Genomic DNA, 24,278 nt, shown 5'->3' with positions numbered 1-24,278 from the left:
TCCCAAAGAACGCCCGATTGAGCCTAAGTCCTTCTTTGTTGATCTCTGATTTTGACGGTTTGTTCGGTGATAGCGCGAGCGGACGGATCGGCATCGATGATGATTTGGATGAGCGCGACTTGCCGGTGCGCAACCGGGACGCAAGGGGATTTGGCGAACGTGATTTCAGCGGGAGTTTTCTTGCCATGTCCAACTCCGAAAACATGCGCCAGATAACCGAGAGGCAACAAAAATTACGCCGTTTGATCGATCAGCTGGGCGAAATCAGTGGCTTAGCAGAAGAACTGGATCTGAAGCTTGTCAGGCACTTGATCCAGATGGCGGTTATAGAGACTTGCGAGCATGAAAACAGAGCCTGATGGTTAGGTCATAACGTCCCTTCGGTCCCAGTTCTCGCCCTCATGCCCGTAACCATAGCCAATCGCGTTCGTCGCAAGACAAATATTGTACTCAAGCTTCTGTTCGCATTGTAACGAACCGATTGAGCATCTCGACACCACAATGGAATCTTTCGGTTGCGGTCGTAATATCGATTCGTACTATAGCGCGCTATAGGCTGTTTGACATCAATCCGTCCATCGCGTCTGCGCATTGCGCGTGCCCTTCGAGAGAGGTTCGCGTATCCATACCAGGACGGGCTCCAACCATTCCGATCTTTCCGCACTCGTGCGGTTTTCGCCATCGTTCCGCACTCATGCGGTTTCGTCATCTTTCCGCACTCGTGCGGTTTCGTCATCGTCCAGCGTCCCCCGGTACGTCTAGCTATGGCATCATCGAATCATAGTTCGTTCGTCGAATGAGCTATCCTGCGTAGGTGCCCCACGCCGTTTAACGGCGCCGCATTCTAACAGCATAGTCCGCGTTCGAGCCGGCATTCCGTCCGTTTTTTCCAATAACAGCTCGTCGGCTTAGAATCCGGCGCTACATTCCGCGTTCGCGCGGGCCTCATCGCTACGAACGGTGTGGTGTGTCCGTTTTGCACGACGCAACTCGGCGCTCATCTTCACGTTACGGAGTTACCAAATGGCGACATATATCTGTCTTCCCCGAATTGTGACCGGAGGGTTGTTCCCGCTCTTCGCGAGAGATCCCAACGTGCGCGCGCTGCGCGACGGCACACGCGTAGGTTTGCTGGCGGTAGTCGATCGGCAGTCCGCCGCGGAAATCTTCGCGCTTCGCAGGGCACGGCGGCGGTACGGCTACAAAGCGCGCGTGCGGTTCTGTGCGTCGGACTCCGTGATCGACGAGAGGCGCGAGCTCTTCCGCGCTCGCTTGGAGTCGGGAGACGGCAGCGATGGCGAGGAGATCCGCTTCGCGGTGGTGACCTCTGAAACCATCGACCGGTAATTTTTCACAAGCAAGTTCTCTGGTCCGCCCGTAATGGGCGGGCCAGTAGCTCCACGGCGACATGACCGCCACCCGGGTCGCGGAGTCAATGTGGAGTTGAATGCCTAGCAGCCGCGCAAGTGTGAGCATGACGAGGCTGAAGGCGCCGCCTGAGGACCTCGCGCCCAGGCTTCAACGGACATCTCCATGAATTTCGGATTATAGTGGGACGCCGGCGCTTCCCAGCACCACCGCCCAGCTTCGCAAGGCGCAACCCCAACGAATTACGCAGGTGTCAGGCCGCCTTTCACGAAGGCGTCTTCGTATTTGACTACGAACGCCAGCTACTCTTCCGCGCGGATCGTGACGAGGTTCCGGGTGTGTCTGGGGGATCCGCCTGTGTACAGCGACTGTATGCCGAAATCATCCGAATTGATTCTTGATAGCGGTGGCTGAGTGAGACAGCCGTTACTAAGACGACGGCAGGCGTCACGTTGGTTATAACAGGGCTCCAGTAGAGCGGCCGTACGGGTTGGTGATCGGTACTGCGTAGGAACGCTAATAAACTCTATGGTAGGCCAGCGAATAGCCGCGCTGGCCGGTTTCTGCGCGGTATATAAGCTATGATCCGGGCAGCCGATTGCTTTTGGATTCCGTGAGCCACCCGACATGCGTCACTGCTGTACAGTGTCTCGCGGCGGAATGTTCGGAGCGGTCAGAGCAAGTGCTCGCGATAGGCTAGCGAGCTGGCTGGCGCGGCGCCGCCCATACGCAACCTCGATGCGGATCGCCCTGGCGAGCTTCGAGTCGAGGTCTGCAGGCGGTTCGCTGGCACCGCTTAGCCATTGCCACAGTGCCCTGCGATCGACTCCCATTCCTTCGGCGATGCGGCTGCGCCATTCGGTGCCATACAGCGTGGTACTAATTGCCTTGATGCGATAGATGGGATCAGGCGGTAATTTGACGTCAGTGACGTCCGACCAGTGATTATCATGTGGATCCATCGGATATTCCTCGGTTTAAAGCCACACCACGCGGTTTGTAACCGCGACCAGGCGCTATTAAGCGTAATATATCTGGCCTATCGGCGATCGCCAAATACTAACTCCTTGCCATCACTCGAATATTGTTAAATCGCACAAGTTGCGTCTTACGGCTACATGGACCTGGCGCAGGCACGCGACTACGCAAGCGCGAGGCTAAGCGACGGCTCCGATTTCGCCCCGACGCGACCGCAGTTCATCAGCGGGCGTCTGCGGCGTCCTCCACGATTTCGCCAAATTGATTTTTCTCAACGTTAACTTAAACTATTTTATTCCGTCGGCCCCGCGGGACGCATTCGCACCTGGGTTTTCATCGCGCCGGCTGACAACCGCCCATCAGCCGGCGACTCCATGTGGCGAGGCTCCCTGCCATCCCGGGAGGGTACTTGAACAGCGTACTGGTACGCACATATCCCCGACGGCCCCCCGTTACATCCCCCTTCTTGAAACGGAAAGTCGCGTACCAGAACGCACGCTACTGCCGCGGCGGCAGGAACGGCGGACGGCGGATCCGGCTGCCGTCCGGACGATACAGCCAGCCGTCGTCGTCGACGACTGGGGCCCGCGTCGGCGCCGGCGGCGGCTCGGCCGGTCGAGGCGTCAGCACCGGCGCGACGACAACCTGGCGCTCGGCCGCGGCGCCGAGCGCGCGCTTCCGGATTTGGTCGATCGACTCCGAGACGCCGCGATGCCGCGCCGGCTCCTCCGGCGGTGGCGGCGCCGGACGGACGACCTCGCAGGCGCGCTCCGGCGGATCGACGATGACGGCCGAGCCGTCGGGCTGCTGACGCGCTGTGACGTGCGTCGGGGGCTGCGGCGATAGCATCGCTGGCAGGCGCAATCGGCGCGCCGGCGCGACCACCGGCTGCGGGCGCATGCGCTGCATTCTGTCGACGAGATAATGCACCATCTCTTCTGTGAGCTCGTTGAGGCTTCCGATAGCGTAGGCCTCGACGGCTAGCGCTTTTATCGCGTCGTGCCCGAGCCCCACTTCGCGGCCGACGGCGTGGAGCCGCTTGCGGTCGCGGTCCGTCAGCCGAACCGGCGGCGGCTCGACCGGCAGCGCGAGCGACGCCGGTGCCGGCGGCGCCGACCCGGCGACGGCAACCGGCTTCGGTCGGGTCGGCGGCGTCAGAAATCGCCAGCCGGCGGTACTACGCGTTGTCATAGCGCCCCTCCAGCTCGTCGGCGTGCGTGCAACGCGGGCAGATCCGGTTGCCGACGTGCTCCGACACAAACATTCTCTGGCACGGCAGCAGCGCCTCCATTTCTTGTCCGGATCGCCGCGCACCGGACGGAATCCGACCTCCGAGAATTTTCGCTGGAGCGCGTGCACACTACGCCCGAGCTCGGCGGCTGCTTGCTCTATTGTCGGCGCCGGAATGCGCTGCGTGAGCGCGTGCAGCCGGTCGATATCGTCAACCGTCCATTTTTCCATGCTGCGCGCCGCCGGCACGGGCGGCCGCCGCTGCGGCTCGCAGAGTGCGTCGAAATCGATTTCCATCTGCTGCATCTCACGACTCCTTCGTCGTCGCGAGGGCGCTGTAGATGCCGGCGAGACGCGCGGCGCGCCGCTGTCCGTACGACGCTTCGATACGAACAGCGCGCGCCAGGCGTGCGTCGATGTCGCCGGGCGGCTTGCTGGAGCCGGAGAGCCACGACCACAACGTCGTGCGGCCGACCCCCATTCCGTCAGCTAGGCGCCCGCGCCACTCCGTCCCGTACAACGTTTTCCCGACGTGTTCGATGCGGCTGAGCGGGTCGGATGGCAACTGCGCGCCGGCGATGTCCGGCAGCGTTTTGTCGTTATCGTCCATCGTATACTCCTCGAGGACGGGGAAGTGAACGCGGCGATTTTACGGGCGTCACTGGACGACGCGGAGGCAACACATATCCGAACACTCCATGTTCGGCAAGCGCTATTGTGTTGCCATCATTGAGATTTTTCTGTTGGCGCTTGCCGAGGCCGGGTGTCCTCTCCTCGGCGGGGAGCGGTCACTATCAACCAGGAGGACTACAATGCGAGCGTTTTTGATGGCCATCGTGAGCGCGCTGCGCGGCGCGTTTGCAGGCGCAGCGCACATTTTCGATTGGATTTTGCTGTCGCCGTTTCGTCTCGCCGGAGGCATCGTTCAGGCGCTGACCGGCGGCGGCGGAGCGGCGCCGGCACAATCGACCGAGCGTCCGGATCCGCGTTCAGCGCTGCGGCGCGCAGCCGAAAACGCGGCGGCGGCACAGATCCCGCCGCCGCCGGGCGGCTATCCGCCGGGATTCAAACCGTCGTCGGCGGCGACGACGACGGCCGCAGATCGCGCGGCGGGGACAGTGTTTTCCTACTCGCTCGCCGTGGCCATGGACGGCCGCCGTCTGGCCATGCCGCGCGCGATCCCGCCGCAGCTACGCGACTGGCTTCCGGGTCTAACGCACGCGCAATTCGAAACGCTTGCCGAGGCCGGCCCCGCGAGAATACTCGCGCACATCTCCGGCGAGAAATTAGTGCCAGGAGTGTGCGCGGTGCAGCGTCTCGACGACGTGCCGTTGGACGTCTCCGAGACGTCGAAATACTACAAGCCTGGCTCCCAGATGGGCAACGTTTTCGACGGACTCGCATCGCACGAACACGAGCAGGCAATCAGCTTCGGCCCGCGAGTCTGATCCGGAGCGACGCAATCTGCGCCTGTAAATCAGCGATATCGGCGTATGCCGCCTGCTCGCGAGCCTCGGCCTCGATGCGCTGGCGGCATTCGTTTTCGTAGAGCTCGCATAGCTCATAAATGTAAGCCTGCGTCTCCTCGGCGTCATCGCACGCCGCGCGATCGTACGCCGCCTGCCGCGCCTCGGCGACGCCTGCGAATGCGCTGGCGACGATGCCGCCGACGGCCATCCCGCCGCCGAAAACCGCGCCAGCGCCGAATGCGTGCGGATTGAAGGATTCGTTGCTCATCGATGATCTCCGGTCTGTGACATGTCACGCTTGACACTCGCTTTATCCGCATGTCATTTCATCGGCAACACATATTAGTTCTGTTGATACGCGTTCGACAATTTTAATCATCCGCAAAATCAACGGAGGCACCCTCGCATGCGCGAGCTTTACATCGATCTCGAGACAATCCCGACGCAGATCCCCGCACTCCGCGACGAAATCTTCGCGCGACCGGAATTCCACGTGTCTGACGTACTGCCGGAGATCCGCGCGGACGGCCTGCTCACCGACGCCGCGAAAATCGCCGCCGACGTCGACCGCAAGACCGCGGCGGCGGTGGCCGACCTGGCCGCCGCGCAGGCCAAGGCGCGCGCCGCCGCAGACCGCGCGTGGCGCGATACCGCGCTGGACGGCTGGAGCGGCCACATCGCAGTCGTCGGCGCCGCGCTCGACGACCAGCCGGTCGTCACGCTGCGCACTGTCGACGCGCACGACGGCCGGATTTGGGCTGAGCCCGGCGTTGAATCGACGCCGCACGTGACCGTTGACGTCACGCCGGAGCGCCTGCGGCTGCTGCAGTTTTTCGATTTCATCGACACCGCGATCGACCTCGGCGGCGTGGTCGTTGTCATCGGCCACAACGTCCGGCGATTCGACATCCTTTTTCTGTGGCAACGCTGCATCGTGCTGGGCATCGCGGTGCCGGCGTGGCTGCAGCGAGCAAAGGATTCGCCGCGCTACTCCGACGAGTTCGTCGTCGACACAATGGAGCTCGCCGGCAGCACCGCCGGCAAGCTTTACGGCCCGTCGCTCGACCGGCTCTGCCGCGTGCTTGGCCTGCCGACGAAAGCCGCCATCGACGGCTCCGGCGTGTGGGACGCGATCGCAGACGGGCGCATCGACGACGTCGAGGAATACTGCGGCTGGGACGTCAGCCGCGCGCGCAGCGTGCATCGAATCCTTGTCGGCAAGGGCCCGCTCGCGATCGACCTCCCGGCGCCGGCGAGCGACGCGGTGGCGGCATGAGCACGCTCGCGCTCGCTATAACTGCAATCGCGGTTATCAAATTCGCATACCACACTGTGGGATAGGTGTCCGCTATGAGAATCCACGTCATCAGCGATCTACACGTCGACATCGCGCACAACGCGTGGACGCCGCCGAACGATTTCGAACGCGACCTGGTGATCTGCGTCGGCGACGTCATGGCGCCGGCGTCGTGGTCGATCCGCTGACTGCGGCAGAATTTTCCGAGCGACCGCGTGATCTACGTGCCCGGGAATCACGATTTTTACAGCGACGGCAATCCGAAGGCGCCCGTCGGCGCGAAAACCACATTTGAACGCGAGCGCGAACTTGCGCGCGCCGCGGCGCATGCGTATGACGTCGATCTGCTTGACGACGAATGCGTAGTAGTCGACGACGTGCGCATCATTGGCGCGACGTTGTGGACTGATTTCAGCCAGCGGCCTGCCAGCATGCCGTTCGCCGACGCTGTTCGCGACGCCGCTGGCCGCGGCGGGATGAACGACTACCGGATGATCAAAACCGGCCGCGGCCGCTCGCGTGACATGCTCCTGCCGAGGCAAACGATCGAGGCCCATAGAGCGTCGGTAGCATTTATCGAATCTGTGCTGGCGACGGGGCATGACGGCCCGACGGTCGTCGCTACTCATCACGTTCCCGTCCCGAACGATCGCGAGCCGCAGAATTTAGACTGGTGCTACTACAACGATCTCTCGCATCTCCTCGACGGCGACCAGGCGCCCGCGTTGTGGTGCCACGGACATATTCACCGCAACGTCGACCGCGTCGTCGGAACCACCAGGATTCTCGCCAACCCGCGTGGCTATCCGATCCGCGACATCCGGAACTCGCCGCGCGAGAATCCGGATTTCGACGAACGCCTGGTCGTCGAGGTCGAGCACGACTACACGCATCGGCTCGGGCTTTAATCATGCGCATCTTGATAGCATCCGACCTGCACATCGAGCACGGCGGAATGACCTGGACGCCGCCGCCGGACGTCGAGTTCGACGTCGCGGTGTTCGCCGGCGACGTCGCGGGCAGCCCGATCGAGGCCGTGAAATGGCTGGCCGCACAGCCCGCGCTCGCCGACAAACGGATCATTTTCGTCGCCGGGAATCATGAATTTTATGGCGGCATCATCGAGGATCGCATAGGTGCTGGCAAATCTGCAGCGGCGCACGCTGACGTTCATTTTCTCGACGCCGACGACGCGCCGCTGATCGAGGGCGTGCGTTTCATCGGCTGCACGCTCTGGACTGACTACCGATTTCAGACGAAAGGTCGCGCGGGGCTGGATGCCGGTTGGCGGCTGAACGACCCGTTGCGCATTCTGACCGTCGCGGACGGCCGCAGCATTGCGCAGTTCTCGCCGCAGCACGCCGCCCGCCGGCATATCGCCGAGCGCCGCTGGCTGACCGATAAACTGGCCGAGCACGCCGACGAGGCGTGCGTCGTGGTCACACATCATGGCTGCCACCCCGGTTCGCTGCATCCGCGGTACGCCGGCGCCGGCGCGGTCAACGCGTCATTCATCAGCGACATGAGCGCCGAGATCGCGACGTATCAGCCTGCGTTGTGGGTGCACGGACATGTCCACGACACGCATGACTACACCGTCGGCGACACGCGCGTAGTCTGCAATCCGCGCGGATATCCGCTCGCGCACGGGATGTCAGAGAACGCGGGTTTCATGCCGGCGTTCGTCGTCGAAATCGAGCAACCGCGGCCGAGGCTGTCACTATGAAACTGTTTCATTATTCCTACGCCCCCATCGAGGCGACACACATCTGCGACCAGCGCTCCGAACCGCATCACAAGCCTCGCGGCCTCTGGTTCGCGGAAGGGGCGTCATGGCGCAAGGAATCGGAGTCGTGGCGCTCGGCGGAGGCCTTCGCACACCGCTACCAGGTCGTGACTGCTCCGGAGGCCAACATCGCTCGCCTGGACACGCCGGAGAACGCCGCAGCGTTCGGCGATCAGTTCGGCTACGTGTACGACGGCGAGGTCATCAAGATCCGTTGGGCAGACGTTGCGCGAGAATTCGACGGCGTGCACCTCGGATTCTTCTACAGCCATGTCGGTTTTCGGCACCCGGCCCGGAAACAGATAGAGTGGTCCTTTGCATTCGATGTGATCGGAGGCTGCGTCTGGCACCCGCGCGCCTTCGATCTAATCGACTGCCGGACCAGGGCGACGGTGCCGAGCACCGCGAATGTCAGGCCAGTGCCGGATGACGTGTCTCCGTTTCGTCTGACACGAATGCAGACGATGTTAGTCCCGATGAATCGATCTTGATGGCCCTCCGTCTCAAATCGCTGGCGCACCTCAAGCGCCGGGCGCCCCTGCTCCGCGTGCCGGCGCTGCGCCTGCAGGTCGCCGGCGCGCCGAAACGCAAGCGCGCATCGCCGGAGCACGACGCCCAGGTGCGCCTGTTCGATGAGTACCTATGGCCGCTGCTACACGCCGATGCCGTGGCCTACGCTATTCCGAACGGCGGCTACCGCGCCAAGCGCGAGGCCGAGCGGTTGCGCGATGAGGGCGTCACGCCGGGCGTGCCAGACATCTACATTCTCTGGCGCGGGCGGTCCTACTATATCGAGATGAAATCCCAAGCCGGACGTGAGAAATCTCATCAACGCGTGATGCGCGAAGGATTGACGCTCGCCGGCGCGACGTGCGCTGTATGTCGCGGGCTCGACGCGGCTGTCGCGCAACTACGCACCTGGGGATTGCTGCGCGAGCCGGAGCCGGCAGACAGATGGAGGACGGCGGCATGAACGATGGCGACGAAATAATCGACGCCGAGCGCAACGTAATCCGGCGCAACGGAAACGTCATCGAATTCGGCCCCGTCGCTGACGCCGATTGGCGTCCTGCCGCCGACTACACGCGAGCCGACAGCTACGTCGTCGCGCTGCTGGCCGCCGACGTTGGGCAGTTCTGCGTCGACGTCGCGAGGTGTAATGCCGACGGCTGGTACAATCTCGACGGCTGGTCATATGGCCAGCAGCCGAACGCGCGCTGGAAACCGATCCCTGCAGGCTACGCGTCGTGGCATTACCGCGACGTCATATATCCTCGCCGACGGATCGAACCGCCGCCGGAGCCGGTCTACAGCACGCCGGGCGGCGTCGACGTGCGGCTGACGGCGAAACCGCGGGAGATTTTGCTGGCGATGCTCGGCGGCGCGCCGCTCATCGAAAAACGCTGGCGGTGGTCGTCGTGGAGTATCGACTTGGCTGGCCGTGGCGAGCGGCAGACGATGCTACGCGCGCCAATCGAATCATTGCGGTCGGCGATGTTTATCGAGCGCGCCGAGCCGCTGCCGCAGAGGCCGCTGACCGGATTTCGCGAATTTGAGTGGCGGCCGACGTCGCACGGCGAGGCCTGGATGATGGCAAATTCGGCCCGCCCTCGCCGAAAATGAATGATGGCATATGCGTACGCATACATCTCCGCACCAGTGTCAGCGTCACCCACAATTATTTTCGCATGCTGTGATGGCAGGCTTTTGAACGTTGTTCAGTAGTGACGTCAATAACCGCGGCGGTGAACGATGTTCATTTCTGAGTATTTTGCGGTTGAGGTAACGACCTCGCATTTTTGTACGCGATGAGTGAGTAAAAACCTGTTGACGGACGTGAGCCTCCGGAGTTCTGTTTAGCCATCGTAAACGCGTTGGACAAAACACACTCACAAAACGAGGCACACAATGACCAAGATTCGGATCGACAACGACAACACCGCTGCGCTGCAGGCCGCCCTCGACGCCGTCAATGGCAAAGCCTCGGCGTTCACGCTGCGCTACGCCAGCACGCTCGTGCACATTGCCGCCCGCGCGACCGCACGTCTCGACCGGCTCGCTGTCCCGACCGCCGAGCGCGCCGGCACCGTCGTCAGCTATCGCACCGCGGGCCCCTCGGCGAAATCGTACAACGGCGGCCGCAGCGCGATCGGCACCGCGGTCGAACTGACCGCCGGCGCCGGCGGACAGTGGTATGTGACGTCGGTTCAGCGCGCCGAGGTCTACCCGCGCAATCCCGCCGTCGAGAAACTCATCGGCTCGCCCCGCACCGTCTCCTCCGCCGCATACACCGCGATGCGCGCGCTCGGCATCGACTCCACGACGGCCGAATCCATCGCCGCCGCAGCGAGGACCTCGGTCACCCCGGCGCCCGCCGAGCGGATCGCCGCCTAACTCGGCGCACACCCGACATCGCGCCGGCGACATTCGCCGCCGGCTCTTCAGCAACTCACAAACCGAGGTCGCAGAAAATGATCATCTACACGATGACCCAGGAAACCAAGACCGCGCTCGTCGCCGCGCTGCGCGCACACGGCACCGACCCGCTGGCGACATGCGGCCTCGGCCGCATCCGCCGCGACGACGACGCGCTGGCCACCGAGGGCATCGTTGCTGCGTGGCCGGCGGACGCCGACGGGATGTACCGGATCGCGCTCGACGACAAGTCGGGGCTTCTGGCGTGGCGGTGCTACATGCTGGCGGAAATCGCCGCTGGACGCGGGCGGCTGGCGGACCGCGACGATTACGAAAGCGCGCTCGGGATCTCGACGGTGCCCGCATTCGAATACGTCTGTGCCGCAGCAAAGGGCCGCGGCGTCCGGCCGTGCCGTGACGCCGACCACGATTTTTGGTCGTCCGGGACATCGTGGGTGGTCAACCCCGACCGCGCAAGGGAGCCGAAGGGGCGGTTCTCCGGATCGGCCTGGCGGGGCCGTGCCGACACTCATCGCGCCCTCGCCGGCGCCGGACTCGCGCTGCCCGGTCGCAACGTCTGGAGTCCGGTCGCAACGGCGCTGTTCGTGCAGCCGCGTCCGGCGCCGGCGCCGGTAGCTATGGCCGCGGAGGACGACGCAGCGATCTGCGACCTGGTCGCGTAAACCCGCAAACCGAGGCAAATGACATGGCCACCACCACCATCCGCCACTCCGAGCTCTCCCGCACCGCCCCGTGGGTCACCCGCATGCTCGCCGCCGCGCCCGGCCGCACGCGTCAGAACGACGACGACGACGATGACGTGATCGACATCGAGACCGGCTACGAGCCGGCGATAGCCGCCGACGACAGCTAACAACGCAACGAGGGCACTATGACAATGAAATCAATTCCAGCTATTCCGCGCGCCACCGACCGCGCCGTCCACCACGTCACCGAGCCGCTCGTCCTGTCCGACGGCACGGTCACGACCGTCGATTGGTACGAAATCGGCCACCGAATCTACGGCCTGACCGCTGAGAACATTCTGATCGACGGCTCCGAAACGCCGATCGCCTCGCTCGACACCGATCTGATCCCGACCGCGGTCGACACGCAGCAGCCGACGCTCGCCGCCGTCGTCGCCGCGGCGATCCGCAGGCTGCGCGACGAGAAGCCGCCGACGGTGCTCGATGTCGTCGCCGCCGCGCGCGCCGGCGGGCTCGACGTGATGCACAAAATACTCGATCGATGCATGGTTTTGACGGTCCACGACCGTGCGGCGGGTGTCTGCGTCGATACTATCGAGCTACGCGCGGACGGGTCGATCCGGAATCCGCATGAGTGGCCGGAGTTCGCGCGCACCGTGATCGAGCACACCGCCGCGAAGCTCGCGCAGCAGTGCGTCGCGTGATGGCCAGCCGCACCGAAATCGAAATCCTCACCGCCGCCGGACATCTATTGTTCGGCGGCGATGGAAAGGGCTGGCGCGCCCGGCTGGCCGACCGCATGGGCATCTCGCAAATGATGCTATCTCTGTTGCTATCGGGACAGCGCACGATTGCAACACGTCACATGTCCGCGTTGTCGAAAGCTCTGGCAGACTACAAAAAATCGTTGCGCCGCACGGCCTCCGCGATCGATACTCTGCGGCGCGAGATCGAGGGAAAATCGAAGTGATCGCAAATCCCAAACAGGCCAGCCCCATGCACGCGCAGTTCTACAAGCCGCAGATTAGCGTACGCGATAACAAGAAGATGCCGGACTACTACCGGGGCGGCTACGGGGCTGGCATCGGCCAGGTGAAAACCCCGGAGGCCGTCGCGAAACGGCTGATGCTCGACACTCTGAAAATCGAGGATCATCAACTATTTGCATACCTACGCTCGCAAGCCAACGGCCAGATCGGATCGCAGCCGACGCACACCATCCCGGCGGTCGACGCGCGCCGCTATCTCGACTGCACCACCGCGGAACTCGTCGCGTCGCTGGAGCGACTCGGGAAAGCCAGGATCCAGATCACAGGCATCGACAAAAACGGCGCGCCGGCGCAGTTCATCTGCGGCTATCTGTCGTCGTACATCCGCGACCACGTGCTGGAATACTCGTTCGACGCGATGCTGCTGAAATATATGTCGAACCCCGCGGTGTTTTCGCTACTTCACCTCGACGAACTACGCAGATTCAAAAGTGCGGCGAGATATAGGTTGTACGAGGTATTATCGATAAATTTCAGGCTCAAAACCGCGACGTCGAGAGTCGAGCGATTGTCGCAGGAGCAACTGCACTACATTTTCGGAGATTTCAAACAGTGCAAGATCCGGCCGCGCGCTCCGGCGCCGCGGTCAAGATTTAGCAACCGAGCACTGCAGCGCGCGATGGCGAATTTCGACATCAAGCCCGAGCCGGACCGCGAGCCCGACATGCTCGGCGAACTGATTCCGGCGCCGTGGCCAGCATTCAGCACCCGCACGCTGCGACGCGCCGTCGAGGAATTCAACCAGGTCTGCCGCGAGTACAACGTGCATGCTGAGTACCGTCGCAACGGGCCGGGCGGAAAAGTCGTCGAAATCATGTTCACGCTACACCGAAAACGCCCGTCATTCGACGAGAAATTCACGGCAGAAGGCCTCACTGAAAAGGCCGACAGCTACCGACTCTACGAGGCCGGATTCATACCTCGGCAGGAGACGTTGCTGATCGAGCGGAAGCGCGAGGAGCGCGGCCTGACGCCAGTACGTAGTAGGCGAAGGAGCAAGATCAGGAGGCAGTTCGACTCGGAGAAAGTCGAGAGCTACCTGCGCATCGATCTGAACACGATCTACCCTGATGTCGCCGACGAATGCAAACGCATGGTTGCCGAGGCGTACACCGACTGCATTCATGACAAGGTCGGCTACAAACTAACTGCGCTCCAGGTGCTGGATGAACACATCATGCCGGAATATAATGCAATTGCGATACCCCGCATTCGACGAGGCGAGGAATTCGACGTGAACAAAGAAGTGCTGAAATTCGTGCGCGACAAATGCACGTGGTGGACCATCACGCGCGCCAGCCGCCGAAAAGCCTGGCGCACCGAGATTTTCCGGCCCGGCTCCACGTCGCATCTGGCGCACACGGAGCCCGAGCCGGGAGACGACGACTACGTATCGATCGACGACATTCTCGACGGAAAACTCACGGAGCCACTGAAATGACAATCCGAGATCCCTACGAAAATTTCGACTACAATAAACAGCTGCGCCCGCTGCCGGAAACGCAGGAGGCGCGCGACGAGGAGGCGGTCGGCGACGGCTACGTCGATGGCCTGCTCGGTGCCAAGCCGTTCGGCGACGGCTACTGCTACGACGCCGGCTACAAGCGGGGCGCCGCCGACCGCACGGCGGGGAGGTACTAACAGATGCACACAGTTATGCCGGACATCCGGGATCCGGAGATGTGGCGCGACGTGCCGCCTCACGAAATGTTCGCGGTCTACTCCGCCGCGATCGACCGCCGCGTGTCGGCGGCATTCTCACCCGGCCGCGACGACGCGCTCGTCCGCTTCCGCAAATCGAAATCCATCGAGGACAAATGATGAGCACGGTGTCGGACGTCGATCTCACCGCCGTCGAGCGCGCATGGCTCGACCTCTCGCTCGGCCTCGTTGATGGATGGGCCGGCGAGCCGCCAGCCGGCGCCGGCGGGCGGTACCGCGAAGGATTCGAGCGGGGGGCGGCGCACCGGGTGGCCGGGCGGTCGCCGTTTAGGAGGAAGGATTGAAATGGAAAAGGTAGTCATCGGCGACGCAACGCTCTTTTGCGGCGACGCTATCAAAATCATGCCGTCGTTGCGGGCTGACGTGCTGATAACCGATCCGGTGTGGCCGAACTGTCCGGCTGATTTGCTCGCCGGCGGGGACGATCCCTACGCGTTATGGATGCAAGCCATGGCCGCGATGCCGCGATCCGTCGAGCGCCTGGTCGCAGTCCTCCGCTGCGACAGCGATCCGCGATTTCTCGTCGACGTGCCGCATAGGCTGCGGTTTTTCCGGACGGCACTGCTCCCCTACGTGATGCCACACTACATCGGACGCGTGCTCGGCGGCGACGAGATCGCGTATTGCTACGGAGATCCGGTGGCGCCGGCGCGTCATCCCCGGTCGTGCCCCGGCGGCGCAGCCCGGAAATCGGCAGCCGAACGGACATCCGTGCTCGCGGGCGCAGTTACATTTTGACTGGCTTGTGCACTGGTTCTCCGATCCGGGCGACGTCGTGCTCGACCCGTTCATGGGATCCGGCACGACCGGCGTCGCGGCTGTGAAAATGGGGCGCCCATTTGTCGGGATCGAGATCGAGCCGCGATTTTTCGACATCGCATGCGAGCGGATCGCTACCGCCGAGCGCGATCTGCGCTTGTTCGCGCGCCGGGTGGACGAGCCGTTGTCGATGGGGCTGGTGTGATGGTGCTACGACTGCCAGCGTCACCGGCACGCGCCCGCCATGACGCGAGCCGCGCTGTGTTGTGTTTGGCGTAGCACGTCGGATTCCCCTCCGTCATCACTAGCGCTGTCCGACGTCGCGTCGCGCGGGGATCTCAGCGAACCGAATCATTCTCTGCCTTAATGAGTCGAAGCAGATGTCAAGCCCCTATTCCACAGACTTCACAGGTGGATAAGTCTGTCTGCGTGCTTGCCGGATCGGTCCTATGCCCTTAATCTGCTAACATTGGAATCGTGGCAGAGGTCATGTCGGACAATTTTGTCGAAGCGCTTGACGCCGAAATAGCCGAACTTGAAGCCGATATCGCGGCCCGTCCTGACGTGCGCGTGGTCAAGTTGGCAGACCTGCGTTCCATTCGCCAGCGATTCTACACCAGCAGCAACACGACCCATCACGTCTCAGGGGCGTTCGCAATCCAGACAGTTCTCGGGCACGCGCGCGCGGTTGGGCGTCGGCGCGCACCTGAGACCGAGGCTGCGCTTAACGCCGCCAGGGAATTGCTCGCTGGCCGCAGCACGCCTACGCGCACCTCCGACATTTTCGACCATCTCCGCCAGCGCGGGATCTCGGTACCGGGGAACGACCCACCATCGAACCTATCCGCAATGCTGTCGAAGGCGAGGAATTTCGTGTCGCACGGTAGGTCCGGCTGGACGCTGGCAGATGACGATGGTCCTCCGGCTCCGCCAGATCCGGTCGCACCGCCGCCTGGGCCGCATAGCGACGATTCGGAAACGCAATTGGAGGACGGCATTTGAGTGAGTTAGCCGCGTCGGGGGCTTAGCGGTCGGCCCCTGAACGCGAAAGGCCGAGGCGACGTACCAGGTCTACCTCGGCCTACGACCGCTCCACCGGCGCGCCCTGGGGCGTGCGACTTTGCGCTCTTCACAGAGCAAGGCTCGCACGCTGACTTGACGATTTCAAGGCCAGGGAGCGCCATGTTCGTCCTCTGTTCGAAAGGAATTTCGAATGAAGACTCCTCGTCGGCGCTGCAAAGTGCGGGCGTACGAGCGCATCCGGCATCGCCGGCTGGAGCACGTGCGCGAGCACCATCGCCCTCGGCTATAGCGCCTAACCTATGAGCGCGTCGTCGGCTTGCGCTTGGCGGCCGGCGGCGCGCCAACACGATAACCAGGCGCGCGGAACACCACCGCGCGCCGTCACCTCTGCGCCGTGGCCTGGATCTCTTTCAAGCACGCCGGATAGGCAGCATCGATGACGGGCTGCATGCGCTTCACTCGGTCGGCATCAGGGACGCCATCGAGCGACTTAAGCGTGGCGTCGGAGATCCTGTCGGCCATGCCGTTGGCGAAGCAAACGCAGTAGCTGGTCAAAACCTGTTTCGTCAGGCCAGCGTTCTCCGGCGCCCTGCTCTGGTTTTCGAAGCACGTCCGGATAGCTGCGCCGGTGAAACCATCTCGGAATTCGCGAGACAGGCCAGGAATCGTTGAAAACGCCTGCGCTCCGGTCCCCTGCAGGTATCTGACCCCCTCCCGCGCCAGCCAGAAGCAGACGCCGAACGCCACCAACACTACAACTGAACTTCCGAATTTCTTCATCGTCGCCCCCGCGATTGACGGCATGCTATCACCACCTTGGCGGGAAATGGAACCCTCAGACGATCTGGAAGCGCAGCAGTCGGTGAGCCATTCTTGTTGCCGACGATCTCCCACCCGTAAATAAGAGGGCCGTACACCTAGGGGAGTGATCATGTTCGAGCATCCCGAGACCACGGCGATCTCCGCCGCCATCATTCTCGTCATCGCCGGCTTCGCGGTCCGAACCTGGCTCGCGAAGGCCAAGCTGGAGGGCATGGTCGAAATGATGAACGCTGTGATAAGACAGGTTAGCCCGCACTACTCCGATATGGACCCATTTCCCGAGGACCTGGGACGAGCATTCATTGCGATGCGCGGAGACTACTCGTCGGCATGGTTTGACATGGGCCGTATCGCGGCCTTCAGCAAACATGCCGACATCGTCGCCGCCAAGATGGCAGAGGCCTGCGTCGAGCAGGGGAGGCGCAAGGCGTTGCAGGAGTTATCCTCTTAAATCGACCCAGTAGCCGTCGTCCTCCCCCGATGCAGTCCGCGACTGACAATCGTCCTCGAGCAGCCGCCTGCCGACGTCGGCCACCGCAGCGTCGGGACCGACGCGCCGGCTCCTGGGGCGGCTACGTCGCCTCAGCCGTGGGCCGCCAGCGCCGCATTCGATAGCAATAGACATGGATTCCTATGCCGCCGACGAGCAGGAGCCTGCGCTGCAACGGGTCGCTCAATTGCTGAAATTAATCTGAAATTTTGCCGCGCCGGCGCTGAATCCTTGGGCTCCGGGCTCCGCTTATCCGACTAGACGGCGCCTGACGCTATCTGACTTCAACGGACGGCAGACTCGCCGCCGAATCCGTGGTGCAAACCGTGGTGCAAGGATTCGGTGGCTGATCGCGATTGCATCTAAGTGCTTGAATTATTTGGTAGCGGAGGAGGGATTTGAACCCCCGACCCCAGGATTATGATTCCCGTGCTCTAACCAGCTGAGCTACCCCGCCACGCGCATTCGCCGCCCGAACCGTCGGTAGGGACGTGAACGCGCGGCATATAAGGAGGCGCCCGACGGCCTGTCAAGCAGGCTCGGCGGGGAGCTTCGCAATGGGCTATTTCGGCCGAACGCTCGGATCGCCGCCGGGGCTGCCGGGAGGCGGGATCACCGGCGTCTTGCCGACATCCGGCGTCGGCGCGCGAATTTCCGGGTCGACACCGGAGGGCGGGCACAGCACGCCGTCGGAGCGCGCCAGCTTATCACCGAGCGGCTCGCGGCCCTGGCCGGTGGTGGCGTCGGGCGTGGTGATGCTGCCCTGCTCGGGCGCGGTGCGGCTCGGCGAGCAATTGCCGGAGCCGGCTTGCGGCGTCGGCGCGACCTGTGCCGGCGCGGTCGCCGGCGGCGCTTGCGCGGCAGCCACGCCGGGGGCCAGCATGGCGGCGCAGATCAACAGGGAGAGGTTGAGGTTTCGCATCGGGAGAGAACCGGCGACGGCCGCCGATGTTCCCTCGCTTGCACGTTACGCCTTGCGGTAGCGGATCAGCGAGAAATGCCCCATCGGCGGCATCGGCCGGCGCTCTTCCAGCGTCACGCCGCCGTGCCGCGCCGCCCAGTTGACCAGCCGCGCCCATGGGAACTCGGGACGCCAGCCGAGCCGGCGCGCCAGCGGCGCGAACGCCAGTTCGAACAGTTTGCGCGGCCCGCTTTCGGCGCCGATGTGGTTGACCAGAATGAGCTCGCCGCCGGGCTTCAGCACCCGGACAAAGTCATCGAGCGTGGCTTCCGGATCGGGCACCGCGGTGATGACATATTGCGCCACCACGGCGTCGAAGAAACCGTCCGGGAACGCCAGGTTCTTGGCGTCCATCACGCCGAGCACGTCGACATTGCTGAGCTTCAGCGCGCGCACCCGCTCCTGCGCCTTGCGCAGCATCGGCTCGGAAATATCGACGCCGCACAATCGCGTGGTCGGCGAATAGTCCGACAGCGACAATCCGGTGCCGACGCCGACGTCGAGCACGCGGCCGCCGATCGCGTCGGCCACTGCGATGGTGGACTGCCGCCCCGAATCAAAAACCTTGCCGAACACCAGATCGTAGATCGGTGCCCAACGCGCATACGCCTTCGCGACGCCAGCGCGGTCGATATCGTTCCCCATGTGCTGCCCCGATTGATGCTATCCGCGCACGTCCGCCACTTGCGGCCGCGAAGCTGGCGCTCCGCGCAACGCGCTTTTCCCCGCGGTTCTCGGCGTCGCGCTCTTGATGAAGCCGCCACCGAGCACGCGGGCCTGTCCGGCCGGCGCGTCGTAGAACACGCAAGCCTGCCCGGGAGAGACGCCGTCTTCCCCCGCAACCAGTTCGACCTGATAGCCGCCGTCCACCGCGCGCAGCCAGGCCGGCTGCGGCCGCCGTGTCGAGCGCACCCGCACGAACAGTTCGAGGCCGTCGCCGACCGCGAGGTCGAGCGAATTGTCGCCGATCCAATTGACGTCGCGCAGCACGATGCGGTCCATCCGCAGCGCTTCGCGCGGACCGACCACGACGCGACGGCTCGACGGTTCAAGCCGCAGCACGTAGAGCGGCGCCGAGGAAGCGATGCCCAATCCGCGGCGCTGGCCGACGGTGAAATGCACGATGCCCTGATGCTTGCCGAGCACCCGGCCGTCGAGGTCGACGATGTCGCCGGGGTCCATCGCGTTCGGCTTCAGCCGGCCGACCACGTCGGTGTAGCGCCCGGTCGGCACGAAGCAGATGTCCTGGCTGTCGTGCTTGTCGGCGACCGAGAGACCGAACTTGCGCGCCAATTCGCGGGTCTGCGGCTTGGTCATGTCGCCGAGCGGAAACCGCAGATAGTCGAGCTGATCGCGGGTGGTCGCAAACAGGAAGTAGCTCTGGTCGCGGTCGGCGTCGGACGCGCAGACCAGCGCGCGCGACCCATCCGTCAGCCGGCGCGACGAGACGTAGTGCCCCGTCGCCAGCGCGGAGGCACCGAGCTCGCGCGCGGTCGACAGCAGATCGCGAAATTTGATCGAGCGGTTGCATTCAATGCACGGCACCGGGGTTTCGCCGGTGGCGTAGCTCGCGGCGAAACTGTCGATCACCGATTCCTGAAACCGGCTTTCGTAGTCCAGCACGTAATGCGGAATGCCGATCCGATCGGCGACCGCACGCGCGTCGTGAATATCCTGGCCGGCGCAGCAGGCGCCCTTGCGATGGATTGCGGCTCCATGATCGTAGAGCTGCAGCGTGATGCCGACGACATCGTAGCCTTCGGACTTCAACAGCGCCGCCGTGGTCGAGGAATCAACGCCGCCGGACATCGCGACGACGATCCGCGTATCCTGGGGGCGACCTTCGAGATCGAGACTGTTGAGCATTGCTGCGGTCATTCTGCGATTGCGGCGCCGGCGCCGAACCGGCACGCGGAGGCCTAGGTCGAGCGTCGAAAGCCAAGCCTTTAATATAGGCCGCATTCCACAGAGGCAATCACCGACGCGGATTTGCCGCGGCAGAACGGCAAGTCTTGCCGGGTGGCAGCAAGGATCGCCCCAGCAGGGGCCCCGGCGGCGGCCCCGCCGATGAGTTAAGCCAATGGAATTGTTATATCTTTCACGGCCTCCCGACTGGCGCGGTCCTTGCTGAGAAGATGCTGAATTACCGCAAAGGTCATGCCTGTGCTCAGCGTCACATCGGACACCGTCAGTTCCTCCCTCCCCGACGCGCGGTCAAACGCGCGCCAGGAGCGCTCCGCGCCCTCGGACAGCTTCGCGTCGCTGGTCGACAGCAGCACCGCGTCGGATCGCGTCGACAATCGTCAAGCGGCGAGCGATCCGCTGCCGGCGCCGCGACGATCCGACGACCGCGGGGCGAGCGATCAGTCCTCCCGCGCCGCGGCGTCGGACAGCGCCGAGCGCGCCCAGGATCGCCGCGACGATGCCAAGAAATCCGCCGATGCCGCCGACCGGCGCGACGCCGGCGACGCCCGCGCCAATTCCGAGACCACGTCGAGCAGCAAACCGAAGCCGACGTCGGAGAAGGCCGGCAAAGAGGCCGCCGCGGAGGGCAAACCCGCCGCCGACGGCGCTGCCACCGACGACGCGACCGCCGCTGCCGCGGCGGTGCAGGCCGGCACGACGCCGACCGTCACCCCGGTCGCGGTGGTGATCCCGGTCGGCGTTGCGAGCAGCCCGGAGATCGCAACCGATCCCACCGCCGGCGCGACCACCGCCGTCACCGCGACCGCCGCGGCGCTGCTGGCGCTGCAGAGCGAGGCGGGAAAGACCGAGACCGTCGCCGACGGCACGGCCGAGGCTGACGCCGCCACGACCCCCGCGGCAAACCCGGCGCTCGCCGCGACGGTGGCTGCCGCCTCCACGGCGACCACCGGCAAAGCCGCCACCAAACCCGGTCAGCCGGGCAGCGGCACCGATGCCTCGGTGCAGGCGGATCCCACCGCGACGCCGGCGCTTGCGACGGCGACGCCGGGGAACGGCCCGGCGGCAACGCAGACGCTGGCTGCTGCCTCCCACAAGACCACACAGGCCGACGCCAAGCCGAAGGCCGGCGAAGGTGACGGCACGGCGACGACCACGGCCGCCACGGATGCGGCGCCGGCGCAGCCGCGGCACCATGCCGACTCGGCTGCGGCAGCAGCGGCACAATCCCTGGTCGGCGCTGCCGACGCGGCGACAAATGCCATTCCGCAGCAGACCCAGCTGCCCACCGCAACCGCGCAGATCCCGGCGGCGCAATTGACCGCGACGCTCGCCACCAACGTGCCGGTGCCGCTCGACCGGCTGGCGGTCGAAATCGCCGCCACCGCGCAAAGCGGCAACAGCCGCTTCGAGATCCGGCTCGACCCCGCCGAACTCGGCCGCATCGACGTGCGGATCGACGTCGACCGCCACGGCAACGTCACCTCGCATCTCACCGTCGAGAAGCCGGAGACGCTGGCGATGCTGCGCAACGACGCGCCGCAATTGCAGCGCGCGCTCGACGACGCCGGACTGAAGACCGGCGACAGCGGCCTGCAGTTCAGCCTGCGCGACCAGTCGTCCGGGCAGAACAACAACCAGAACGACGAGCGCGGCGGCAACTATCAGCGGCTCTTGATCGGCGACGACGACACCACGCCGATCGCCGCGGTCGGACGCAGCTACGGACGCCTGCTGGGATCAACCACCGGCGTAGATATCAGGGTCTGAGGAGAACACCATGGCGATCGACGCAACAATGCCCGGCACGGTGGTGTCGGCCCCGGCGGTGCAAAGCTCGTCCAGCACCACGACCACCAGCACCACCGCGGGGATCGCCGACAATTTCCAGACCTTCCTGACGCTGCTGACGACGCAGTTGCAAAACCAGAATCCGCTCGACCCGCTCGACACCAACCAGTTCACCCAGCAGCTGGTGCAATTCGCCGGCGTCGAACAGCAGCTGAAGTCCAACAGCCAGCTGGAATCGCTGGTCAAGCTGCAGAACAGCGCGCAGGCGAGCCAGGCGCTGAATTTCGTCGGCGCCACCGCCGTGGTCGACGGCAAGACCACCGAATTGACCAAGGGCGTCGCGGCCTGGGGCATCAACGTGCCGAAGACCTCGACCGTCACCGTCAACATCACCAATGCGACCGGCCAGACCGTGTTTTCCGGCGACTACAAGATGGCGGCCGGCGATCACCAGAGCTTCGTCTGGGACGGCAAGGGCAGCGACGGCACGAAATGGCCGAACGGCAAATACACCATCTCGGCGGTCGGCAAGGACGCCGACGGCAAGAGCGTCGCGGTCTCCACCGAGATCCAGGGCCTGGTGGACTCCGCCGACCTGTCGCAGACCCCGCCGATGCTGTCGATCGGCGGCCAGTCCTTCACGGTCGATCAGATCAAGAAGGTGGTGCTGCCGGCGACGCTGCCGACCACCGAGTGATGGTCGCAGCGCGCGCCGCTCAGTTGCCGCCGGCCAGCCGGTCGGCGAAATAGCCGATGGTCTTGCGGTAGATCGTCGCCCTGTTCCACTCGCGCATCGCCTCGAAATTCGCCGATCCTTCCTGATAGGAGCCGCCGGCGCGCCAGCCCGCGGTCTTCAACAGGTTGGCGGTCGAGGCCAGCACGTCCGGCACGCTGTGGCGCAAATCGACGTGGCCGTTGCCGTCGTAGTCGACGCCGTATTTGATGTAGGACGACGGCAGAAACTGGGTCTGGCCGAGCTCGCCCGCATAGGCGCCGATCATGTCGCGCATCCCGAGATCGCCGCGCTGCACGATCTGCAGCGCCGCCAGCAGCTCGCCCTGAAACAGCTCGGTGCGGCGGCAATCATGCGCCATCGTCGCCAGCACGCGAAACACCGGCAGCTTGCCCATGTCGCCGGCGCCGTAATCGGTCTCCAGCCCCCAGATCGCCACCAGGATCTGCGGCGGCACGCCGAACTGGCGCTCGATCCGCGACAATAGCGAGGCGTGGCGGATCAGCATCGCCTGCCCGGTCTTGATCCGGCCGGGGCCGACCCTCGTCGAGACATATTGCTCGAAGCTCTTGTTGAAGGTGCCGCGCTGGCGGCGGTCGAAACTCAGCACCGCCTGGTCCTGGGTGACGCCGCCGAGCGCCTGGGCGATCACGCCTTGGGAAATCCCCTGCGCCGCCGCCTCGCGCGAGATGCTGGCGACGAAGCTCTGGAAATCGCCGCCGCAGGTCGCCGCCTGGGCCGGAGCCGCGGCGCCGAGCGCCAGCAACAAAATTGCAAGACCTAGCCTGATCATTTGAAACCGTTCCCCTGGCGAGAGCTTAATGGAGCATGACGACAATCCGGCGATCGGCGGCGAATTTGCAGGTCGCCTAGCGCGCGAGACTCGAAAGGCGCCTGACAGCTTAGCGGGTTGTGCGTGAATTTGGTTCAGAATGTGGTCGGACCCGTCGGTCGGGAGACAAAGTCGGGTCGGTGAAGAGGTGACAACGCACTTTGGCGCGGCAACATGGCGTGGTCTGGGGTGATGGAATGGGACGGCGGCGTTGACCGCCGTCATGGCCACAGCGGCCGCGAAAGGAAGGCGTGCGATGCGCGATGACCACGAGGCTCCCGTCGTCCGGTTTGCGACGCTGCGGCAACCGCTGTTTCGGCTGCTGGCGATCAACCTGGCGGCCGGCGCGGTGGTGGCGGCGCTTCTCACCGGCGGGCTGCTGCTGCTCAACCCCGGGCGGCTGCGCGACCTGATCTTCGCCGACGCCTCGCCCGGCACCGCGCTCGGCCTGCTGCTGTTCGGCTTCGTGGTCACCTTCGGCTCGGCCGCGATGGGCACCGCGGTGATGGCGATGGGACAGGACCTCGGCGACAAGGGCAGCCGCGGCGGCGGACACCGCCTGCCGACGCCACGGGTGCCGGTCCGGGTGCGGGTCTCCTCGCCGGCCAACGCCGAACGGCCGCGGTGAGCTGACCGCAGGGTTGATGTCGGTGAGGCGAATTGTGCTCGCCGTCTTGGGCGATGTTGTGAGGAATCTTGCCGCCCTCGCCTCATTGCCGTGACGGATCGCGCCGAACCATACTCCGACGTCAAAGCCCGCTTCGGATTCGCGAGCGGCTTCGGATTCGATTTTCAAACAGCCCTGCTTGAAATTGAGATACGCGATCCCGTTCCCGCGGCGCGGCGCGCCCGGGTTTTGCGGTGAACGTTCCGCCCTCTTGCGACGAGGGCGTGCGGAACGCCGGACGCGTGACGCGTCCGCA

The 24,278-nt window shown here is 64.5% G+C and carries 35 protein-coding genes and 1 tRNA gene; 26 read left to right on the top strand and 10 right to left on the bottom strand.

Annotated features, from left to right (window positions below; translation table 11 throughout):
* Nucleotides 1-17 precede the first annotated feature (17 nt).
* Both HNR60_RS08030 and HNR60_RS08025 read left to right on the top strand, forming a co-directional pair.
* Nucleotides 18-359, top strand: coding sequence for a hypothetical protein (locus tag HNR60_RS08030; RefSeq protein ID WP_184256184.1), 342 nt, complete (start codon nucleotides 18-20; stop codon nucleotides 357-359).
* A 664-nt stretch (nucleotides 360-1,023) separates the two neighbouring features.
* The gene (locus HNR60_RS08025) at nucleotides 1,024-1,347 is read left to right on the top strand and encodes a hypothetical protein (protein WP_184256182.1); all 324 of its coding nucleotides are present in this window, start codon (nucleotides 1,024-1,026) and stop codon (nucleotides 1,345-1,347) included.
* A gap of 653 nt (nucleotides 1,348-2,000) precedes the next feature.
* Here HNR60_RS08025 and HNR60_RS08020 read toward each other — a convergent pair.
* From HNR60_RS08020 to HNR60_RS08010, 3 genes are all read right to left on the bottom strand, one after another.
* Nucleotides 2,001-2,330, bottom strand: coding sequence for a helix-turn-helix domain-containing protein (locus HNR60_RS08020; protein WP_184256180.1), 330 nt, complete (start codon nucleotides 2,328-2,330; stop codon nucleotides 2,001-2,003).
* Between the two features lie 514 nt (nucleotides 2,331-2,844).
* Complete coding sequence (locus HNR60_RS08015) at nucleotides 2,845-3,882, bottom strand: hypothetical protein (RefSeq protein ID WP_184256178.1); 1,038 nt, start codon at nucleotides 3,880-3,882, stop codon at nucleotides 2,845-2,847.
* Between the two features lies 1 nt (nucleotide 3,883).
* Nucleotides 3,884-4,186, bottom strand: coding sequence for a helix-turn-helix transcriptional regulator (locus HNR60_RS08010; RefSeq protein ID WP_184256176.1), 303 nt, complete (start codon nucleotides 4,184-4,186; stop codon nucleotides 3,884-3,886).
* Between the two features lie 88 nt (nucleotides 4,187-4,274).
* Here HNR60_RS08010 and HNR60_RS08005 point away from each other — a divergent pair, with 88 nt between their 5' ends.
* On the top strand, nucleotides 4,275-5,024 hold the full coding sequence (locus HNR60_RS08005; protein ID WP_184256174.1) for a hypothetical protein: 750 nt from the start codon (nucleotides 4,275-4,277) through the stop codon (nucleotides 5,022-5,024).
* Here HNR60_RS08005 and HNR60_RS08000 read toward each other — a convergent pair.
* Entirely contained in the window at nucleotides 5,002-5,313 is a 312-nt protein-coding gene (locus HNR60_RS08000; RefSeq protein ID WP_184256172.1) for a hypothetical protein, read from the bottom strand. The genes HNR60_RS08005 and HNR60_RS08000 overlap by 23 nt on opposite strands.
* Before the next feature lie 138 nt (nucleotides 5,314-5,451).
* Here HNR60_RS08000 and HNR60_RS07995 point away from each other — a divergent pair, with 138 nt between their 5' ends.
* From HNR60_RS07995 to HNR60_RS07910, 19 genes are all read left to right on the top strand, one after another.
* Complete coding sequence (locus HNR60_RS07995) at nucleotides 5,452-6,321, top strand: 3'-5' exonuclease family protein (RefSeq protein WP_184256170.1); 870 nt, start codon at nucleotides 5,452-5,454, stop codon at nucleotides 6,319-6,321.
* Nucleotides 6,322-6,395: 74 nt separating this feature from the next.
* The gene (locus tag HNR60_RS24315) at nucleotides 6,396-6,530 is read left to right on the top strand and encodes a hypothetical protein (protein WP_283810624.1); all 135 of its coding nucleotides are present in this window, start codon (nucleotides 6,396-6,398) and stop codon (nucleotides 6,528-6,530) included.
* A 27-nt stretch (nucleotides 6,531-6,557) separates the two neighbouring features.
* Nucleotides 6,558-7,250: a metallophosphoesterase family protein gene (locus HNR60_RS07990; RefSeq protein ID WP_184256168.1), complete on the top strand. Its 693-nt coding sequence runs from the start codon at nucleotides 6,558-6,560 to the stop codon at nucleotides 7,248-7,250.
* A gap of 2 nt (nucleotides 7,251-7,252) precedes the next feature.
* On the top strand, nucleotides 7,253-8,068 hold the full coding sequence (locus HNR60_RS07985; RefSeq protein ID WP_184256166.1) for a metallophosphoesterase: 816 nt from the start codon (nucleotides 7,253-7,255) through the stop codon (nucleotides 8,066-8,068).
* The gene (locus HNR60_RS07980) at nucleotides 8,065-8,619 is read left to right on the top strand and encodes a hypothetical protein (protein WP_184256164.1); all 555 of its coding nucleotides are present in this window, start codon (nucleotides 8,065-8,067) and stop codon (nucleotides 8,617-8,619) included. The genes HNR60_RS07985 and HNR60_RS07980 overlap by 4 nt, the downstream gene beginning before the upstream one ends.
* A complete protein-coding gene (locus HNR60_RS07975) occupies nucleotides 8,619-9,101 on the top strand; it encodes a VRR-NUC domain-containing protein (protein WP_184256162.1) in 483 nt (160 codons plus the stop codon). Before HNR60_RS07980 ends, HNR60_RS07975 begins: the two co-directional genes overlap by 1 nt.
* Nucleotides 9,098-9,751: a hypothetical protein gene (locus HNR60_RS07970; RefSeq protein WP_184256160.1), complete on the top strand. Its 654-nt coding sequence runs from the start codon at nucleotides 9,098-9,100 to the stop codon at nucleotides 9,749-9,751. Before HNR60_RS07975 ends, HNR60_RS07970 begins: the two co-directional genes overlap by 4 nt.
* Nucleotides 9,752-10,036: 285 nt before the next feature.
* The gene (locus tag HNR60_RS07965; protein ID WP_184256158.1) at nucleotides 10,037-10,522 is read left to right on the top strand and encodes a hypothetical protein; all 486 of its coding nucleotides are present in this window, start codon (nucleotides 10,037-10,039) and stop codon (nucleotides 10,520-10,522) included.
* A 77-nt stretch (nucleotides 10,523-10,599) separates the two neighbouring features.
* Entirely contained in the window at nucleotides 10,600-11,226 is a 627-nt protein-coding gene (locus HNR60_RS07960; RefSeq protein ID WP_184256156.1) for a hypothetical protein, read from the top strand.
* 23 nt (nucleotides 11,227-11,249) lie between these two features.
* Nucleotides 11,250-11,417: a hypothetical protein gene (locus HNR60_RS07955; protein WP_184256154.1), complete on the top strand. Its 168-nt coding sequence runs from the start codon at nucleotides 11,250-11,252 to the stop codon at nucleotides 11,415-11,417.
* Between the two features lie 18 nt (nucleotides 11,418-11,435).
* Nucleotides 11,436-11,954: a hypothetical protein gene (locus tag HNR60_RS07950; RefSeq protein ID WP_184256152.1), complete on the top strand. Its 519-nt coding sequence runs from the start codon at nucleotides 11,436-11,438 to the stop codon at nucleotides 11,952-11,954.
* A complete protein-coding gene (locus tag HNR60_RS07945; protein ID WP_184256150.1) occupies nucleotides 11,954-12,220 on the top strand; it encodes a hypothetical protein in 267 nt (88 codons plus the stop codon). The genes HNR60_RS07950 and HNR60_RS07945 overlap by 1 nt, the downstream gene beginning before the upstream one ends.
* Nucleotides 12,217-13,740: a RepB family plasmid replication initiator protein gene (locus tag HNR60_RS07940; RefSeq protein ID WP_184256148.1), complete on the top strand. Its 1,524-nt coding sequence runs from the start codon at nucleotides 12,217-12,219 to the stop codon at nucleotides 13,738-13,740. The genes HNR60_RS07945 and HNR60_RS07940 overlap by 4 nt, the downstream gene beginning before the upstream one ends.
* Nucleotides 13,737-13,940 (top strand): hypothetical protein, encoded by a 204-nt coding sequence (locus HNR60_RS07935; protein WP_184256139.1) that lies wholly within the window; start codon nucleotides 13,737-13,739, stop codon nucleotides 13,938-13,940. The genes HNR60_RS07940 and HNR60_RS07935 overlap by 4 nt, the downstream gene beginning before the upstream one ends.
* Nucleotides 13,941-13,979: 39 nt before the next feature.
* Nucleotides 13,980-14,120, top strand: coding sequence for a hypothetical protein (locus tag HNR60_RS07930; protein WP_184256137.1), 141 nt, complete (start codon nucleotides 13,980-13,982; stop codon nucleotides 14,118-14,120).
* Nucleotides 14,117-14,305, top strand: a complete 189-nt coding sequence (locus tag HNR60_RS07925) for a hypothetical protein (RefSeq protein WP_210313368.1) — start codon at nucleotides 14,117-14,119, stop codon at nucleotides 14,303-14,305. Before HNR60_RS07930 ends, HNR60_RS07925 begins: the two co-directional genes overlap by 4 nt.
* Before the next feature lies 1 nt (nucleotide 14,306).
* Nucleotides 14,307-14,759, top strand: coding sequence for a hypothetical protein (locus HNR60_RS07920; protein WP_184256132.1), 453 nt, complete (start codon nucleotides 14,307-14,309; stop codon nucleotides 14,757-14,759).
* A 7-nt stretch (nucleotides 14,760-14,766) separates the two neighbouring features.
* Complete coding sequence (locus tag HNR60_RS24455; protein ID WP_430694890.1) at nucleotides 14,767-14,985, top strand: DNA methyltransferase; 219 nt, start codon at nucleotides 14,767-14,769, stop codon at nucleotides 14,983-14,985.
* A 284-nt stretch (nucleotides 14,986-15,269) separates the two neighbouring features.
* Complete coding sequence (locus HNR60_RS07910) at nucleotides 15,270-15,782, top strand: hypothetical protein (protein ID WP_184256130.1); 513 nt, start codon at nucleotides 15,270-15,272, stop codon at nucleotides 15,780-15,782.
* 402 nt (nucleotides 15,783-16,184) lie between these two features.
* Here the strand turns inward: HNR60_RS07910 and HNR60_RS07905 are convergent, their stop codons facing one another.
* Complete coding sequence (locus HNR60_RS07905) at nucleotides 16,185-16,607, bottom strand: hypothetical protein (protein ID WP_184256128.1); 423 nt, start codon at nucleotides 16,605-16,607, stop codon at nucleotides 16,185-16,187.
* A 127-nt stretch (nucleotides 16,608-16,734) separates the two neighbouring features.
* On the opposite strand from HNR60_RS07905, the gene HNR60_RS07900 reads away from it, so the two are divergent.
* Nucleotides 16,735-17,076: a hypothetical protein gene (locus HNR60_RS07900; protein WP_184256126.1), complete on the top strand. Its 342-nt coding sequence runs from the start codon at nucleotides 16,735-16,737 to the stop codon at nucleotides 17,074-17,076.
* Between the two features lie 419 nt (nucleotides 17,077-17,495).
* Here HNR60_RS07900 and HNR60_RS07895 read toward each other — a convergent pair.
* The 4 genes from HNR60_RS07895 to mnmA form a co-directional block, all read right to left on the bottom strand.
* Nucleotides 17,496-17,572, bottom strand: a tRNA-Met gene (locus HNR60_RS07895).
* Between the two features lie 105 nt (nucleotides 17,573-17,677).
* The gene (locus tag HNR60_RS07890) at nucleotides 17,678-18,037 is read right to left on the bottom strand and encodes a hypothetical protein (RefSeq protein ID WP_184256125.1); all 360 of its coding nucleotides are present in this window, start codon (nucleotides 18,035-18,037) and stop codon (nucleotides 17,678-17,680) included.
* Between the two features lie 45 nt (nucleotides 18,038-18,082).
* Nucleotides 18,083-18,721, bottom strand: a complete 639-nt coding sequence (locus HNR60_RS07885; protein ID WP_184256123.1) for a class I SAM-dependent methyltransferase — start codon at nucleotides 18,719-18,721, stop codon at nucleotides 18,083-18,085.
* 18 nt (nucleotides 18,722-18,739) lie between these two features.
* Nucleotides 18,740-19,942 carry a tRNA 2-thiouridine(34) synthase MnmA gene (mnmA, locus tag HNR60_RS07880; RefSeq protein ID WP_184256385.1) on the bottom strand — a complete coding sequence of 401 codons (1,203 nt, stop codon included), beginning with the start codon at nucleotides 19,940-19,942 and terminating at the stop codon, nucleotides 18,740-18,742.
* 291 nt (nucleotides 19,943-20,233) lie between these two features.
* On the opposite strand from mnmA, the gene HNR60_RS07875 reads away from it, so the two are divergent.
* Nucleotides 20,234-21,769 carry a flagellar hook-length control protein FliK gene (locus HNR60_RS07875; RefSeq protein ID WP_184256121.1) on the top strand — a complete coding sequence of 512 codons (1,536 nt, stop codon included), beginning with the start codon at nucleotides 20,234-20,236 and terminating at the stop codon, nucleotides 21,767-21,769.
* Between the two features lie 10 nt (nucleotides 21,770-21,779).
* Entirely contained in the window at nucleotides 21,780-22,487 is a 708-nt protein-coding gene (locus HNR60_RS07870) for a flagellar hook assembly protein FlgD (RefSeq protein WP_184256119.1), read from the top strand.
* 19 nt (nucleotides 22,488-22,506) lie between these two features.
* Here HNR60_RS07870 and HNR60_RS07865 read toward each other — a convergent pair whose 3' ends face one another.
* Nucleotides 22,507-23,316, bottom strand: a complete 810-nt coding sequence (locus HNR60_RS07865; RefSeq protein ID WP_184256118.1) for a lytic murein transglycosylase — start codon at nucleotides 23,314-23,316, stop codon at nucleotides 22,507-22,509.
* A gap of 295 nt (nucleotides 23,317-23,611) precedes the next feature.
* Here HNR60_RS07865 and HNR60_RS07860 point away from each other — a divergent pair, with 295 nt between their 5' ends.
* On the top strand, nucleotides 23,612-23,983 hold the full coding sequence (locus tag HNR60_RS07860) for a hypothetical protein (protein ID WP_184256116.1): 372 nt from the start codon (nucleotides 23,612-23,614) through the stop codon (nucleotides 23,981-23,983).
* Nucleotides 23,984-24,278 lie beyond the last annotated feature (295 nt).

It is taken from the genome of Rhodopseudomonas rhenobacensis, from assembly GCF_014203125.1.
GTDB lineage: Bacteria > Pseudomonadota > Alphaproteobacteria > Rhizobiales > Xanthobacteraceae > Rhodopseudomonas_A > Rhodopseudomonas_A rhenobacensis.
Note: the sequence above shows the minus strand (reverse complement) of the source record. Positions and strands in the feature narration are given on the sequence as shown.

Excerpts from the sequence above, each read along its gene's own strand:
- HNR60_RS07945 (WP_184256150.1), top strand. The coding sequence starts at position 11,954 with ATGGCCAGCCGCACCGAAATCGAAATCCTCACCGCCGCCGGACATCTA.
- HNR60_RS08000 (WP_184256172.1), bottom strand. The coding sequence starts at position 5,313 with ATGAGCAACGAATCCTTCAATCCGCACGCATTCGGCGCTGGCGCGGTT.
- HNR60_RS07995 (WP_184256170.1), top strand. The coding sequence starts at position 5,452 with ATGCGCGAGCTTTACATCGATCTCGAGACAATCCCGACGCAGATCCCC.
- HNR60_RS07875 (WP_184256121.1), top strand. The coding sequence starts at position 20,234 with ATGCCTGTGCTCAGCGTCACATCGGACACCGTCAGTTCCTCCCTCCCC.
- HNR60_RS07925 (WP_210313368.1), top strand. The coding sequence starts at position 14,117 with ATGATGAGCACGGTGTCGGACGTCGATCTCACCGCCGTCGAGCGCGCA.
- HNR60_RS07955 (WP_184256154.1), top strand. The coding sequence starts at position 11,250 with ATGGCCACCACCACCATCCGCCACTCCGAGCTCTCCCGCACCGCCCCG.
- HNR60_RS07930 (WP_184256137.1), top strand. The coding sequence starts at position 13,980 with ATGTGGCGCGACGTGCCGCCTCACGAAATGTTCGCGGTCTACTCCGCC.
- HNR60_RS08010 (WP_184256176.1), bottom strand. The coding sequence starts at position 4,186 with ATGGACGATAACGACAAAACGCTGCCGGACATCGCCGGCGCGCAGTTG.
- HNR60_RS07985 (WP_184256166.1), top strand. The coding sequence starts at position 7,253 with ATGCGCATCTTGATAGCATCCGACCTGCACATCGAGCACGGCGGAATG.
- HNR60_RS07975 (WP_184256162.1), top strand. The coding sequence starts at position 8,619 with ATGGCCCTCCGTCTCAAATCGCTGGCGCACCTCAAGCGCCGGGCGCCC.
- HNR60_RS08015 (WP_184256178.1), bottom strand. The coding sequence starts at position 3,882 with ATGCAGCAGATGGAAATCGATTTCGACGCACTCTGCGAGCCGCAGCGG.
- mnmA (WP_184256385.1), bottom strand. The coding sequence starts at position 19,942 with ATGCTCAACAGTCTCGATCTCGAAGGTCGCCCCCAGGATACGCGGATC.
- HNR60_RS08020 (WP_184256180.1), bottom strand. The coding sequence starts at position 2,330 with ATGGATCCACATGATAATCACTGGTCGGACGTCACTGACGTCAAATTA.
- HNR60_RS07890 (WP_184256125.1), bottom strand. The coding sequence starts at position 18,037 with ATGCGAAACCTCAACCTCTCCCTGTTGATCTGCGCCGCCATGCTGGCC.
- HNR60_RS07970 (WP_184256160.1), top strand. The coding sequence starts at position 9,098 with ATGAACGATGGCGACGAAATAATCGACGCCGAGCGCAACGTAATCCGG.
- HNR60_RS07865 (WP_184256118.1), bottom strand. The coding sequence starts at position 23,316 with ATGATCAGGCTAGGTCTTGCAATTTTGTTGCTGGCGCTCGGCGCCGCG.
- HNR60_RS07935 (WP_184256139.1), top strand. The coding sequence starts at position 13,737 with ATGACAATCCGAGATCCCTACGAAAATTTCGACTACAATAAACAGCTG.
- HNR60_RS08005 (WP_184256174.1), top strand. The coding sequence starts at position 4,275 with ATGTTCGGCAAGCGCTATTGTGTTGCCATCATTGAGATTTTTCTGTTG.
- HNR60_RS07950 (WP_184256152.1), top strand. The coding sequence starts at position 11,436 with ATGACAATGAAATCAATTCCAGCTATTCCGCGCGCCACCGACCGCGCC.
- HNR60_RS07910 (WP_184256130.1), top strand. The coding sequence starts at position 15,270 with ATGTCGGACAATTTTGTCGAAGCGCTTGACGCCGAAATAGCCGAACTT.
- HNR60_RS07900 (WP_184256126.1), top strand. The coding sequence starts at position 16,735 with ATGTTCGAGCATCCCGAGACCACGGCGATCTCCGCCGCCATCATTCTC.
- HNR60_RS07905 (WP_184256128.1), bottom strand. The coding sequence starts at position 16,607 with ATGCCGTCAATCGCGGGGGCGACGATGAAGAAATTCGGAAGTTCAGTT.
- HNR60_RS07965 (WP_184256158.1), top strand. The coding sequence starts at position 10,037 with ATGACCAAGATTCGGATCGACAACGACAACACCGCTGCGCTGCAGGCC.
- HNR60_RS07870 (WP_184256119.1), top strand. The coding sequence starts at position 21,780 with ATGGCGATCGACGCAACAATGCCCGGCACGGTGGTGTCGGCCCCGGCG.
- HNR60_RS07860 (WP_184256116.1), top strand. The coding sequence starts at position 23,612 with ATGCGCGATGACCACGAGGCTCCCGTCGTCCGGTTTGCGACGCTGCGG.
- HNR60_RS24315 (WP_283810624.1), top strand. The coding sequence starts at position 6,396 with ATGAGAATCCACGTCATCAGCGATCTACACGTCGACATCGCGCACAAC.
- HNR60_RS07960 (WP_184256156.1), top strand. The coding sequence starts at position 10,600 with ATGATCATCTACACGATGACCCAGGAAACCAAGACCGCGCTCGTCGCC.
- HNR60_RS07920 (WP_184256132.1), top strand. The coding sequence starts at position 14,307 with ATGGAAAAGGTAGTCATCGGCGACGCAACGCTCTTTTGCGGCGACGCT.
- HNR60_RS08025 (WP_184256182.1), top strand. The coding sequence starts at position 1,024 with ATGGCGACATATATCTGTCTTCCCCGAATTGTGACCGGAGGGTTGTTC.
- HNR60_RS07980 (WP_184256164.1), top strand. The coding sequence starts at position 8,065 with ATGAAACTGTTTCATTATTCCTACGCCCCCATCGAGGCGACACACATC.
- HNR60_RS07885 (WP_184256123.1), bottom strand. The coding sequence starts at position 18,721 with ATGGGGAACGATATCGACCGCGCTGGCGTCGCGAAGGCGTATGCGCGT.